Source organism: Helicobacter saguini (assembly GCF_000762875.2).
Taxonomy (GTDB): Bacteria; Campylobacterota; Campylobacteria; order Campylobacterales; family Helicobacteraceae; genus Helicobacter_A; species Helicobacter_A saguini.
The window spans coordinates 13,979-28,346 of sequence record NZ_JRMP02000013.1; the positions used below are offsets into that span (position 1 = coordinate 13,979).

General features: G+C 35.1%; 14 protein-coding genes. 4 read left to right on the plus strand and 10 right to left on the minus strand.

Translation table 11 applies throughout. The features are described 5' to 3' along the window. The first annotated feature begins 29 nt into the window (after positions 1-29). Both LS64_RS08285 and LS64_RS08290 read left to right on the plus strand, forming a co-directional pair. The gene (locus LS64_RS08285) at positions 30-560 is read left to right on the plus strand and encodes a PAS domain-containing protein (RefSeq protein WP_034573480.1); all 531 of its coding nucleotides are present in this window, start codon (positions 30-32) and stop codon (positions 558-560) included. Between the two features lie 41 nt (positions 561-601). Beyond that, entirely contained in the window at positions 602-1,810 is a 1,209-nt protein-coding gene (locus LS64_RS08290; RefSeq protein ID WP_034573483.1) for a glycosyltransferase family 10 domain-containing protein, read from the plus strand. Between the two features lie 87 nt (positions 1,811-1,897). On the opposite strand, the gene LS64_RS08295 is transcribed toward LS64_RS08290, so the two are convergent. Beyond that, a complete protein-coding gene (locus LS64_RS08295; RefSeq protein ID WP_034573486.1) occupies positions 1,898-2,248 on the minus strand; it encodes a rhodanese-like domain-containing protein in 351 nt (116 codons plus the stop codon). A gap of 334 nt (positions 2,249-2,582) precedes the next feature. Between LS64_RS08295 and LS64_RS08300 the strand changes: the two genes are divergently transcribed. Both LS64_RS08300 and LS64_RS08305 read left to right on the plus strand, forming a co-directional pair. Next, the gene (locus tag LS64_RS08300; RefSeq protein ID WP_034573489.1) at positions 2,583-2,903 is read left to right on the plus strand and encodes a hypothetical protein; all 321 of its coding nucleotides are present in this window, start codon (positions 2,583-2,585) and stop codon (positions 2,901-2,903) included. After that, on the plus strand, positions 2,903-3,703 hold the full coding sequence (locus LS64_RS08305) for a DUF2726 domain-containing protein (protein WP_034573494.1): 801 nt from the start codon (positions 2,903-2,905) through the stop codon (positions 3,701-3,703). Before LS64_RS08300 ends, LS64_RS08305 begins: the two co-directional genes overlap by 1 nt. A 160-nt stretch (positions 3,704-3,863) precedes the next feature. On the opposite strand, the gene LS64_RS13665 is transcribed toward LS64_RS08305, so the two are convergent. The 9 genes from LS64_RS13665 to LS64_RS08350 form a co-directional block, all read right to left on the minus strand. Continuing rightward, on the minus strand, positions 3,864-4,538 hold the full coding sequence (locus tag LS64_RS13665) for a WlaTC/HtrL family glycosyltransferase (RefSeq protein ID WP_118988409.1): 675 nt from the start codon (positions 4,536-4,538) through the stop codon (positions 3,864-3,866). Continuing rightward, a complete protein-coding gene (locus LS64_RS13670; RefSeq protein ID WP_118988410.1) occupies positions 4,519-4,941 on the minus strand; it encodes a WlaTC/HtrL family glycosyltransferase in 423 nt (140 codons plus the stop codon). The genes LS64_RS13665 and LS64_RS13670 overlap by 20 nt, the downstream gene beginning before the upstream one ends. Before the next feature lie 36 nt (positions 4,942-4,977). After that, positions 4,978-6,282, minus strand: coding sequence for a M24 family metallopeptidase (locus LS64_RS08320; RefSeq protein ID WP_034572742.1), 1,305 nt, complete (start codon positions 6,280-6,282; stop codon positions 4,978-4,980). A 25-nt stretch (positions 6,283-6,307) separates the two neighbouring features. After that, on the minus strand, positions 6,308-6,490 hold the full coding sequence (locus LS64_RS08325; RefSeq protein ID WP_034572739.1) for a hypothetical protein: 183 nt from the start codon (positions 6,488-6,490) through the stop codon (positions 6,308-6,310). A gap of 81 nt (positions 6,491-6,571) precedes the next feature. Next, the gene (locus tag LS64_RS08330; protein ID WP_064773727.1) at positions 6,572-8,149 is read right to left on the minus strand and encodes a phospholipase D family protein; all 1,578 of its coding nucleotides are present in this window, start codon (positions 8,147-8,149) and stop codon (positions 6,572-6,574) included. Between the two features lie 79 nt (positions 8,150-8,228). Beyond that, positions 8,229-11,165, minus strand: coding sequence for a TonB-dependent receptor plug domain-containing protein (locus LS64_RS08335; RefSeq protein WP_052062567.1), 2,937 nt, complete (start codon positions 11,163-11,165; stop codon positions 8,229-8,231). Positions 11,166-11,353: 188 nt separating this feature from the next. Beyond that, positions 11,354-12,295: a GTPase Era gene (gene era, locus LS64_RS08340; protein ID WP_034572736.1), complete on the minus strand. Its 942-nt coding sequence runs from the start codon at positions 12,293-12,295 to the stop codon at positions 11,354-11,356. A 3-nt stretch (positions 12,296-12,298) separates the two neighbouring features. Next, positions 12,299-13,519, minus strand: a complete 1,221-nt coding sequence (locus LS64_RS08345; protein WP_118949089.1) for an alanine racemase — start codon at positions 13,517-13,519, stop codon at positions 12,299-12,301. Between the two features lie 3 nt (positions 13,520-13,522). Further along, on the minus strand, positions 13,523-14,338 hold the full coding sequence (locus tag LS64_RS08350) for a phosphatidate cytidylyltransferase (protein WP_118949088.1): 816 nt from the start codon (positions 14,336-14,338) through the stop codon (positions 13,523-13,525). Between the last annotated feature and the right edge of the window lie 30 nt (positions 14,339-14,368).

The window sequence follows — 14,368 nt, forward strand, 5'->3', positions numbered from 1 at the left end:
AAAAGATTCTAAAACAAAAGGGCGAGAAAATGGAGAAAAATGGCGATGAGCTGCTGCTGCAAGATGATAGTTTGATTACAACAAAGACGGATTTGCGCGGATTTATCACTTATGCGAATTTTGATTTTATACAATTTAGCGGGTTTAGCGAGGATGAGCTGCTAGGGAGCAATCACAACATCGTGCGACATCCTGATATGCCGCGCGTGATTTTTAAGATTTTGTGGCAGTGCATTAAGGGCGGACGCGAGATTAATGCGTTTGTCAAAAATAAGAATAAGCAGGGTTATTTTTATTGGGTGTATGCGAATATTACGCCATCTTTCGGGCATAATGGCGAGATTATCGGCTATTATTCGGTGCGTAGGAAGCCAAATCGCGCTGCAATTCCTTTCATTGATAATGTGTATCGCGACTTGCGAAATGTCGAGCGAGAGGCAAAAGAGCAGGGAAAACACGATATGGTTGAGAGCGAAAAAGTGCTAGCAAAAACCCTACTTGACTTAAAAATGGACCACGAAGTTTTCTTTATCACATTGCAAAAAGAAGGGAAAGTTTAGAATTAATTTTAAAATACTATTTATGTTTTAAAGGCTACGATTTGAAAGAAATTCGGCTGTTTATCACTGAAGATATTGTTGGTAATGAGAAAGAATTTTATGATTTTCATTATGTGAAGCGTTTGGGCGAAAAATATAAAATCATCTATGATCCGCAAAATCCGCAGTTTGTGATGTGTAACTGCAATGGCGATGCGTATTTGAAGTATGATTGCGTGCGGATTATTTTGAGTGGTGAGAGTTTGCGTGTGGATTTTAACTTGGTTGATTATGCTATTGGCTTTGATTTTATGGATTTTGGCGATAGATATATGCGCGCGCCGCTGTTTTACACGATTTTTCGCCCGCATATTTATCGCTGGGTCAATCGCGCGGAGTTGCTTAAAAAGGAGCGTGAAAAGTTCTGCAGCATCGTGGTTAGCAATGGTGGGCGGCATAGAATCTTGTTTCGCACGCTTGCATTTCACAAGCTAAGTGAGTATAAAAGGGTGGATTCTGGTGGTGGGTGGAATAATAATATTGGGCGACGTGTGGGGAGCAAGATGGAGTTTTTGCGTGATTATAAGTTTAATTTGTGCTTTGAAAATGCGAGCTATCCGGGGTATTTGAGTGAGAAGCTGTATGAAGCCTACATCTATGGGTGTGTGCCGATATATTGGGGGGATACTTCATTGAGATGTAATTCGTCGTCTCAAGTTATGGAATCTACATCTTTATCTTTAGAAGATTCTAAGATTATAGAATCTAGTAATATGGAATCTAACTTGCAAGATTCTAAAGTTATAGAATCTAGAACTTTAGATAGCAAAAATATACCTTTTATGCAACCACAAAGCGATAAAGTTATACCAAGTGAAAAAATCGATATGAGTATCCCTAAAATCTCGCCACATCTTTTTGAGTATAAAATCAATCCAAAGGCGTTTATAAATGCGCATAATTTCCCAAATTTAGACTCACTTTTAGATGAGGTAAAACGTATAGATAACGATAAAAACGCTTATTTAGAAATGCTGCACCAAGATTTATTTTTAGATAATTTTGAGCCATTTAGCTATTATGAGGAGAAAATTTATAACTTTTTAGATTCTATATTTGCACAAGATTATGAATACGCCTTCCGCCGTGGCAACTCCGCAATGTTATATATTTACAATCAAAAAGCCCAAAATAGTTATAAAATCTCTAACTTTAGAAATAAAATCTTTCACTACCCACGAAATCTTATTCGTGATATTCGTAAGAAATAGGATTCTATATATTCTATATTTACGTTTAGAATCTGCGACATTAAATATTGCATTATCTTGCCAAAATTTTGCAAACTCTCTAGCAAACTATTCATAATATCTTAAGCAATCGCTCTCTTCGCCCACGATTTCAAATTTATCATAGAATCTAGCGAATGTATCATCGAAATAATATATGTTTTCCACACCTTTTTGCTTCAAAAAAGTCCCCATGCGAGATGCACGCCCACCACCCTTGCAATGCACCACGATTTTTTTATCTGGGTTATCAATGGCTAAGTTATAAATCGCATAAGGCTCTTTGATATTTGGCACACCCTTAATGCGCGCCGCACACACCTCTTCTTGCTCTCGAATGTCAATTAGCATACACGAATCATCCAAATCATCGATATACACAGGCTTTGCAAGGCTTTTATATCTCTTTCCATATTCCATTTTTTCTCCTTTTTTAGAATCTAGATTCTAAATATTATCACAATAGCCTTAAGATTTTATAAACTATAGAATCTAGATTCTATAATTTTAAATTTCCTATCACCCATTTTTACGCACAAAGTAAATGAAAATTTTTCCATTTTAACTTAGATTCTAAGAAATTATAGAATCTAAAAAACAAAAACCACGATAAAAACGATGTTTTAAAGCCATATAAAAATTATCACTAAACTTTACAAAAACCCTTGACATATAAAAAAACAAAATATAAGATAACGCTTTTGAAATTCAAAACTAGATTCCATAGAATCTAAATCAATTTTAAGGAGACAAAATGAGCGAACAACAAGTAAATATCAAAGTAGATAACGGCTCAAGTGGATTAGTTGGACTGGCTTTAGCCTTTTTCTTTAGCGTGGTGGGCGCGTTTTTTGCGTGGTGGATGATAGCAAAATATAGCTTTGCAAAGAGCTTTTTATATGCACTCGGCTACACGATTTTATTTACCATTAGCATTGTGCTGTGCTTTTTTGTGATAGGATTTATAATGCTGCCGATTGTAGAAATAATAATGCTAGTAATGGTCTATAAAGCCTGCTCAAACCAAAGCGTAGTCGTGCAAATGCCAAGCATTGAAACGAAGGAAAGCGCATAATGTTAAGCAAAATAAAATCTATTTTTAGCAAAAAAGATTCTATAGAATCTAGCGAACTTATCGCTAATTTGCAAAGAGAAATGTATGCTTTAGAATCTAAAAATAGTGAGCTAACAACTCAATATAATAATTTAGTCAAAAAATACAATAAGTTGTTGAATGACTCCAAAAGCTTAAGTGCGGAATATAAAGACTTGGCAACAAAATTTCTAGATTATAAAAAACAAGAGCAAGAAAGAAAACAAAAAGGTCGCCAAAACGCCGAGCTAAGAAGGCTTGAGCAAGAAGCACAAAAAGAGTTTGAAAAAAGCCTAGATTATATTTTACCACTTTTGCAAGATTCTAATATCGCTACTAAAGAATTGTTAGGATTCCACGAGTTTAAGATATATCAAGCATTGATATTTTGTGAAAGCATAAAAAAACATTTTATTATTTTGCCGCAGGTTAGTTTTAAGCGATTTATTGTTGATAATAGTGAAAATGATGCGTGGAAAGCTTTTAGCAATTTTGACTGCGATTTTTTGCTTGTGCTAAAAGATTTTAAGCAAAAAACCTCAAAACCTTTTGCAATTATTGAATATCACGGCGGCTGGCATTATGGTAAAGAGCCCACAAATGAAAGCATAGAAAATACAAAAAAACGAGATAAAATAAAAGAATTTATCGCTAAAAAAACAGGGCTAAAATATTATGTTATAGATTATAAAAGAGTTGTAACAAAAGATAAACCAAGTGAAATTAATGATAATTTACTAGAGATAGAATTACAAAAACTTGTAGATTATTTATATAACTAAAATTATAGAATCTAGATTCTATAAATTCTTTAGAATCTACTTTTTTGCACTTTCAAATAAAATTTTTTATGTTACATAATATAATAAATATTTAAGATTTTAGCATTTAGAATCTATCAATAAGTCGTTTAAATCGCAGCATTCTATAATTGTGTAGTAGTTATATTCTAATAATATTTCTAAATAAAATCCTAATATTTTTCATTCGTCTTTTAATGCTTCTTTCTAATTTTCTATAAAGCCTTTTTGCTTTACTTGGTGCGTTAAAAATCTCTTTTTCTTTCAATATAGCGTCTATAACTTTTTCTTGTTTAAAACTTTTTTGCAAACTAGAATTCCAAGTCACAAGCACATTTTTACGCCTAGATTCTGGCATAAAATAAAAAATTGCAGAAAACCATAAATCAATCCTAAGCAAATTAAAATCCTGCGGATATTTAGAAATTAACCACGCCTGCAAAGCTTGGTCATCACATAAAATATTAGAATCTAAAAAATGGTGCAAAGATTCTTGCATTAAAATATTAAAACGCTCCCATGAGCTTTTTGAACCATATAAAATCCCGCCGATTGCCACTTCAAAATTATCATTTTCAACCTTACCTGCTTCTATCATTTTGTCATAATCTAAGCCTAAAATAAATAAATTCATCTTAGTGTGAGAAATTAAATCGATTTGCTCAGCCATTATAAAATCTAAATCGCTAGGACGATAAAAAAGTGTTCTACCATGATTAAATCCAAAATCAAGCCACATAATATTTCTAGTAATATTCTTAGAATCTTTTTTAGATTCTATATCTAGGTTGATAATATTACCCCCCCCCCCCCGCACTAGATTCTATAAAATCGCTAGCATAATTTAAAGCTTCTAACACAAAAAAACTTTTTAAATACATAAGGTATACATATTTTGCATTAATGCTTTCATGTGTTTTATAATGGCTTTCATGGCACATTTGAATTTTTTTATAATCATTTGGCTGAAAAGATTCTAAGTTTTTTAACAATATTAATGTTTTAGATTCTAAATTATGATTTGTGCGAATTTCTAGAATCTTTTTTGCAATCATCATATTTTCACAAAAAATTATAAACTTATTTTTAAGCCCAGCAATGCTAGAAAAATACTGCAAATATGTATCTATCGTGCGTTTTGCCTTATGAAAATTAGGATTTTTAGAATCTAAATCAATTTTATAAAACGCACTAACCACAACTAATTCATTATTTTCCATTTTTTCTTAAACCTTACAACACTTCCACTCTAGATTCTATAGAATCTCTGCGCGACCATTTTTCACCACGACCAAATCCTCGATTCTAATGCCAAAAACACCCTCAATATAAATCCCAGGCTCAATAGAAAAGACCATCCCATCCTCGATTATACTCTCGCTTCGCCGCGAAATAAAGGGCATCTCGTGAATATCAAGCCCTATTCCATGCCCTGTGCTATGCACAAAATACGCTCCAAAACCTGCCTCTTCAATCACGCTACGAGCCAGCGCGTCAATCTCTTTCCCACTCATCCCAGCGCGTAAATTCGTAATCGCAAACTCTTGCGCCTTCCGCACAATATCATAAATTTTTTGCTTTTCACTCTGGCTCATTTTGCGCGCATTTTCGCCTAAAATCTTAGAATCTAGTCGCGTAAAATCCTGCTCCTTGCTAAAGGCAAACTTCCCACAAATAAACGCCCCACTTCGCGTGCAGTCCGCACAATATCGCTCGTATTTTAGCCCACAATCAAGCAAAATACTATCGCCATTTTGCAAAATATCGCCACTAGGCAGGGCGTGCGGCTTTGCAGCATTGCCATTAATGCCAACAATCGGCTCAAAACTAAGCGGAAACTGCCCACAATCGCCCAAAATATCCGCGATTTTATAATGCAAAAATTTCTCGCTTTTGCCCACGCCGCTTGTATTTAGAAAGTCCGCAAAGGTTGCAAACGCTTTTAGATTCAGTCGCTGGGCTTCTTTTAGAATCTGTATTTCATTCTCACTTTTCACAATTCGCATTTTTTGCGTGAAATTTGGGCTAGATTCTAAGTTAATGCCGCTACTTTGCAGGGCTTGAAACTCGCTTACATTCATCCTTGTGGGGTCGTAGCACAGGGCTTTTATGTGGTGTTTTGTTAGAATCTCAATGGCAGTTTTTAGCAAGTCGCCAGATTCTATAATCTCAATATGTTTTGAATTTTGTAATTGTCTTTCGCTTTTATTATGAATATTAGAACTTTTGTGGCTTTTAGATTCTATGTTGTGATATTTAGAATCTTTAGAACTTTTAGATTCTATATTTTTAGAATCTACTAAATTAGAATCTTGCATATTAGATTCTATAATATTATGATTTTTGCAATCTTGCGGATTAGATTCTATAATTTTATCATCACAAATATTACTATTTTCATAACTTTTAGAATCTAAACAAATCTCCCTAGCTTCCCCACTATATCTAGCATCAGTGATAAATTTTATCTCATCATTAAGCCGCAAAAGTATCGCATTATCCGCACTATACCCGCACTCATAATACATCGCACTCTCATCTCGCGTTATATAATTTGTCATTTTAAACCTTTACAAATTCTTAAAACTAACTTTCCTCATACTCATCTTTTTGATAAGTGATATACGCAAAATACGCGCCTTCGCTTTCAAGTGGCAGAATCTTAATTGAAAAAATCTCCTCTGGGAAAAAATCAACGCAAAATTTATTAATTTCTCGCTCTAAATTTTCTATCGAGTTAGCCTCAAAAATCTTAACCTGCTTTACCATATCTTGCTCCTTAAATCTAAGTGATAAAGTATTTTAGCTTAAAAATAGTGAATCTAGTAACGAATTATTCAATAGAATAACTTAAAACAACTTCTCCGGCAGGATTTTCGCGGCGTTTTTGTAAAGGCGAAGCCAAAAGCTTGTGTTTGGTGGCTTTGTAAAGGTTTGCTCATCTCCATCGATACGAAGCTGCCATACGCACTTTTTCAAAGTCGCATCATACAAGATTCTATAAGACTCTGCCATTTGATGTTGCGTTATTTTTTTCAATTCACTTGCCAAATCGCTAGACTTAAAAAACACGATACTTTCAGTATTTAGCATTGCGCTGCGATAGTCAAGATTAAAACTCCCTACCGCGATAATGCTATCATCAATTATCATACTTTTGCTATGCAGGCTCACGCGCGCCTTTTTTGTGTTGTAAAACTTCGCCTTGTCCTTTAGTTTCGCTTTATTCACATCAAGATTTGTGTATTCATAGACTTCAATTCCCATTTTGGCGAGTTTATCGCGATAGTGCTCCCAGTGCGAATACACCGGCACTACATCAATGCTAGCAAGCGAATTTGTTAGAATCTGAATCTTTACGCCACGATTAAGGAAATCTTGCCAAAACTCCATTGACGCATTCCCCGGGACAAGATAGCTAGATGAAATAATGATAGAATCTTTTGCATAATTCAAATAATATGAGAGTGCGTCCAAAATTAGCGTCTTAGAATCTGCGTTATTAATATCCACTTTCTGCGGTAAATCCGCTAGGAAAATGCCCTCGCCAAAGCTCATTTTTAGCTCTTTATTAAGGTATTTGCCCTTAAAAGATTCTATATCAGCGCGGTATTCTAGCCACTGCTTTTCATTTATGTTATACGCCTTTGCCTGCTCTTTTAGTGTGCGTTTATGATATTTTTTAAGCTTAGATTTACTAGGGAAAAAAGATAGCGGGATGCTGCGATTATAGTTCCAAAACTCTTCAAAATTTAGCCTAGAATCCTTAGTAATATTACCGATAAAAAGTAGGTCAGTATCAGTAAAATTCACACTTGCATTATCAAAATACTCATCGCCGATATTTCGCCCACCCATGATTAGTGCGGTATCATCGAAAATAAAAAGCTTATTGTGCATTCGTTTGTTAATACGAGCAAAGTCAAAGGGCGCTTCAAACGCCCTTAATATCGTAAAGCGAAAAAAGTAAGGATTAAAGATTCTAACTTCAACATTTGGGTGATTATCAAGTTGAATCAGGTCATATAAATCATTTGTAATGCCATTATCATCAATTAAGATTCTAATTTTCACACCGCGGCTCGCAGCCTCCAAAAGCTCGTGTATCAGCAGCTTTGAAGTAAGCTCATTTTTGTAAATGTAGGTTTGAATATCAATGCTTTTTTGAGCCATTTGAATAAATGCAAGGCGATGAAGCAGTGCGGACGTGCCATCAGCGATAATCAATGCGCCATCTTTTCCTTCTCTTAACTCATTTTGATAAGGTGTAGCAATGGGACTATCAAAGACATTATATTGCGGTGTGTAGGTGGTTTTAGTATCATGCTCGATTTTAGTTAGCGGACTACACGCAGTGAAAATCAAGGCGATTAACACCGCCACACTAATCGTAATTATGCAGTAAAGTATAAAATGTAGTGATAGCATTTTGTTTGTCATTTTGGCTTATATTCTGGTGAATTTGTGGAATCTTAGCGTAGAAATTTTAAGAATTAGAATATAGAATCTAAAATTTATATCCTAAGGTTAGCCAGAATTGGCGGCCGACTTCATATATGGGAGTAGCAGTAGTCCCAGCAGTTAGGCTATAACTTGCCGAGGCAATGGCTAGATTTTTAGAATCTAAAAGGTTATAAATATCCACATTCACATACAAACTATTGCCCTTATACGCATTAATCTCAAAGCCAAAACGCATATCCCAAGTAAAAGCGCCCTTTACATTAAATGGGCGAAATGTATCGACATAATTTCCATTAGAATCTTTATCAGGTTGCGGTCGATTAGCAACTCCTCCATAGCTAGCAGGCGTGCTAGCCATCGCTATGTAGCTAGAGCGAAAGCGAAAAAAGTTATTCCACAAAATCTTAGTTTTCCATATAGAAAATATATGCGTGGTATTTAGCCTTATTGTATAGGGGCGATTAAAGTTATCCGCTGGTCTATCTGCATAACGCAAAAGCTCTCCATTGTAGCTTATCCATTGATTAGCAAGTTCTGGGTTTGAAAGCGTGTCGGTGTAATCTGTGTAATTTCTACGCACTTGTGTCCAGTCAAATGCGAATAAAAAGTGATTTTTTATCCCAAAAAATTCTATAAATTCTTTATTTTCAACACTTAGGGTTATTACGTGGGTGGTGGATTTACCCTCATTTGTATAGATGTAGTATGTATCTGCGTAGTTAGAATCTTTAGGGATATTTGCTAGGGTATTTGTGATTCTGCGAATTTCATCTCTGCCTAATCTACAAATATATTTCGCACCTATATTAAAATCATACACACTTTGAGCAAAGCCTATCATATATTCATCTACATAAGGCACTTTTAGCTGTGTGAATTTAGTATCGCTTGTATATTTTGTTACGCAGTTATCATAATCTTCGCCTTCTATTCTTTGTCCTGTTTGATAGTGGTAATGATAGAATCCATTTGCATCGCGTAATCTAGGTTGGCAGATTCTATTTTGATTTAATACACTATCCCAGCTTACACCCACGCCATTTCTCCTAAGGCCTGTTTCATATCTAGCTATACCATCAGCTAATGCGTAAGCAAAGATATTTCTACCATAATATCTATTTACCCCAGCGGTAAGTTGAGATTGAAAGTTTTTGCCTAGTTCGCTTTTATTCCACGGGGCTTCATAATTTAGTGAGATTCTATGACCTAGTGTTACTTTATTCATATAAGTATCATACTCTACTCTAAGTCCGGGGCGAAAATTAAAAGAGCCAAATTTTCCTAAGTCAAATAAAATATTATCTTCTATGAAAAATGCAGCAATGAAATTATCTATATTAATATTTCCCTTGCTATACATACTTTTTTTTCTTATATATTGTCCATATTGCCAATTTATTATTGTTCCATTAGCTTGTGTATAGCGGACAGGATTTGTATCACACCAATTTAAATCAGTGCATAGCTTTTGCTGTGCTTCATTTTCTATTGCTACTAAATTGCCATTATTTAAAGCCATTTCAAAAGGCTGCTGTGTGTAATTAGCATATTGATATGCTAAATCTAATCCTACTTGGAATCTATGAGTGCTTTTCCATATTTCATAAGGTTTAAAATCTTGGATAATCTTATTATTAATTGTATGTTGAGACGTGTTATATGGTATATTTCCCCCTTCACGCACAAATGCAGAAAACATACCAGCCCAATTTTTACTAGCTGATGGATACCAATATTTTGTAGCGCTATATCCGTGAGCTGTGCTAGAAGATTCTAAATATGAATAAGATAGAGTGTTTGTCAAAACGCCCAAAGGATTATCCCAAATAGTTTTTAATCCTATCGTTTGCCCACCAGAATCTAGGCTATACCAATCATCTTTACTACCCGTCATAAAAAAATAGTTACTTTGTGGGGCGTATATATAGCTTAGCTCCATTCGCACATTTTCATTTATATCATAGAATCCTTTTAGAAAATAGTTATAAATTTGTCGCTTTTGTGTTTGTTTATTATCAATAGAGCTTTGTAAGATAAATGATGAGTTATTAGTGCTTCTTGGATTTGTATATAAGGGTATAAAGCTTTGCGTTGTTGTGAAACTTGCTAAAAAGCCAAATTTATCACTGATTTTAGATTCTATACTGCTTTTAACTAAGTGCTTTATAAAAATGGGCTGATTAGATTCTGAATTTGAATTAATAAAACTTTGCAGGTTAGAATCATCACCATAAATATGATAATTTGTCATACTTATTGCATTTGGCGTGACGTTTCCTTGTGTTATTTGATAGCTAATATTTGCACCAAATTTTTTAGTTGGACGTCTTGTATTTGCCTCAATTACGCCGCCTGTAAAGCCACCATAAGCAGCACCCACATTAGAATCTAGTATAGTTATAGATTCTAAAAGGCTAGTATCTATTGCTAAGCCTTGTGAATTTCCACTCTGTTTTATCCATGAATTTACACCATTAAATGTAGCTCCTGCTGGGTCTAAATCATTATTCATATTAAAACCATCTAATTGAAAATTATTTTGATAATGCAGTCCGCCGCTAATTGAGATTCTAGCAGGGTCAATTTCTCCGGGTGTAGTGCTTCTTAGTTGTGAATTATCATACTGCACGTTTGGTAAGATTCTAAGCAGTGAGCCTATATCACCATTTCCACTTGGATTAGATTCAATCATTTGTTGATTTATAAAGCCGCTACTGCTTTGATATGTTTTATTAGCATCATTTGATATTGTCGTTACGGCATTTAGGCGATAGTTTTTTATATTTTTGGTTTTAGATTCTGTATTTTCACTAAAAGGGTTGTTGGTAGGAGATAAGGTAGAATCTTTAGAATCTTTTTTAGAATCCACAAAATTAGATTCTATAGAATCTTTATCTTGCGTGATAGAATCTGCATTCATTAAATTAAACACAAAAAGCCCAGCAAATAAAATCTTAGAATCTTTTAAAAATAAGAACATAACCACTCCAAAAATACTAAATTTATAATTTAAATTACAAGGAATTATTCCTATTATTTTATTAAATCTAGCTTAAAATTCATATATTTTATAAAATTCCGCATTCTAAAAACAAATCGCTACATTTTTTGTATTTTAAGAAAGTTTGGTTAGTGCTTTTAGGATAGATTCTAATCTCGTTTAGAATCTCACTCCCCCATCTCATACCCTAAGTATTTTAAGCCGCCTTTTTCCTTGCTCCAGCCGTGTATCACTTTGACTTCTAGCTCTAAAAAGACTTTGCTCTCACTCAAAAGTTCGCATTTTTTACGCGCCAAAGTCCCCAAAGCGCGAATGCCCTTGCCACCGCGACCGATAATTATCGCCTTTTGACTCTCTTTTTCGACAATAATTTGCGCCTTTATCACAATCACATTCGCCTTTTCAGCCACGCTCACCACGCGCGCATCGCTCTTATATGGAATCTCATCGCTAAAAAACTCATAAATGCACTCTCTAATCGCCTCCTTATAAATATCGCGCATTAGCGTGGTGCTAAGGGTTTCTTCATCATAAAAATGCGGATGTTCTGGCAGATTTTTAGCGATTTCTAAAAGTAGTAAATTTTTGTCCTTTTCTTTCATATTTACCGCACTTAGTGGAATTAGTGAGATATAATTTTTAGAGTATTTTTCATAAAAAGTTAGTATTTTTAGAAGTTCAGCGTGAGTTACATTATCGATTTTATTTAGCAGTAAAATATGCTTTTTTTGATATTTTTTAATAAAGCTTTCATAATTTTTCATCTCATTTTCTTTGAGACTTGCCACGCTAATAAAAAGGCTCAAATCAGATTCTAAAATCGCATTATTTGCCTCCTTAAGCATGTATTTATCAATTAAGTTTTTTTTTAAAATCTCCTTTGTATAGCTCTCTTTTGTGAAACCGGGCGTATCAAGGAAAATGATTTGACTATCAAACTGCTCGTTAGTAAAAGGCAGGATAAAATCCATTTTTTTACGCGTGGCATTCGCCTTTTTTGAGACAAGGGCTAGGGGCATATTTGCGAGTGCATTAAGTAGCGTAGATTTCCCAGCATTAGTGCGCCCAACCACGCTTACAAAGCCACTTGTTATTTTTTTATTTTGCATTTTTCACACCACAATGCGTTTGATAAAGGGGGAGAGGCGCGTTAGGACTTCATAAGGAATCGTATCAAAGATTTTTGCGATGTATGCCGCGTTATCCATCACAAGAATTTCTGGCAGCTCACTAAAGCAGCTAAAGCAATCCATCGAAGTCTTAGGCAGCATTTCCAAACCGCAGGGCAACAGCACCTTTTTGCGACCATTAAGCCGATAGAATCCATCGCCATAGCCGATATCATAAGTGCTAATTTTGCCTTTAGATTCTATAATCGTGCGCCCGCCATAGCCTATCTTTTCCCCCTTTTGCAAAGAGCGCGTAGCAATTTTTTGTGCGTAAAGTTTCAAAATCGGCTTTAAATCCTTGCTAGATTCTATACTCACATCAGCACACAAGTAGCCATACATCGCGATTCCAGCGCGTATCAAGTCATCATCGCTACTTTTTGCACGCAAGGCAGCAGACGAGTTAAGACTATGGAATCTAGGCACTTCAAAGCCTTTCAAAGTCGCCATTTCACGCACTATTTTTTTTATTTTAGCAAAGTTAGCACGTTCCCTTTCATATTCATCGCCCTTATCATCACCATAGCCATTATGAGAAAACACGCCCACAAGCCGCATTTTCGCCCCCAAAATCATATCAATGCAAGATTCAATCTCATTTAGCTCCACACCATTGCGATTCATTCCTATATTGACTTTCAGCTCCACGCCGACATCTTTTAGCGAAGAGCCACACTCACACTTCAAAGATTCTAAAAACTCTAAAGAAGGCACAGACACATAGATGTTTTTTATTTTTTTATCAAAATCACGGGGCAATTTCCCATAAAAAAATGTGATATGTTTAAATTTATGCGCGATTTTCAAAGCCTCATCATAGTTTTTCACAAAGGCAGATTCTATATTATTCTGCATACATAAATCGCTCATCAAATCCAGGCCATGCCCATAAGCGTTATCTTTTAAGACCGCGCCGATTTCAATTTTTTTAGAATCTTTTAACATAGAATCTTGCGACTTAGAATCTTTTAATATAGAATCTTGTAAATTAGATTCTATAAAAGTTCTAGATTCTATAACTTTCTTAGAATCTTTTTTAGAATCTTTAAAATCTTGCGACTTAGATTCTATAGAATCTAAACGCATATTTATAGAATCTAAATGCTTCCTTATCACATCCAAATTATGCTTAAAATTTTTAGAATCAATAGTTATATACGCCATAAACTACGCCCTATACATACTAAGCACACTAAGTATAAGAAGCATTGTAGGGGCGGCAAACATAATTGCATCTATTCTATCTAATATACCGCCATGACCGGGTAAAATCGAGCCTGAATCTTTTAGCCCAGCTCTGCGTTTAAGCGAAGATTCAAACAAATCGCCTATTATTGAAATTACCGCTATAACTAAAGAAGCCACTGCGGAGATATAAAAATTACCAAAGATTCCTATTCCTGCGATGCCACCAGCGATTATCGCACCACAGATTCCACATAGCGCGCCTTCAATAGTCTTTTTAGGAGAAGCAGCGCAAAGCGGCGTTTTCCCTAGCTTTTTCCCACCATAATACGCGAAAATATCCGCAATGGCGACAACCACAATAAGCCACACCACATACCACATATCATACTCATATAACGCAAAAATGGCAATAAAAGGAAGCGATGGATAAATAAATAATAACAGATTTTTAAACCCATCGCTATTAAAGCCATCGCCACCATCAATAAAGCTAGAATCTAACACCACAAATAACGCTGCAATACACGCCCCAACAACCCCAGATAGCAAAGGCGTAAGGCTAAAAAACACGCCAACCCACACCGCAACAGCAAGCAGTGCAGACCATAAAGATACGCCGATACCATAAAGCCTAGCGCCTTCATACATCGCTACTAAATACAACACGCCCATAAAAGCCCACGTAACAATCTTGTCATTAATGCTAAAGACAACTACCAGCACCGCAATCATCGCTAACGCCGACCACACACGCGCACTATCTTGCATTATAAAGCCTTTTATTTTCTCTAGCATGATTTCTCCTTAACTTAACATTGTGTAGTA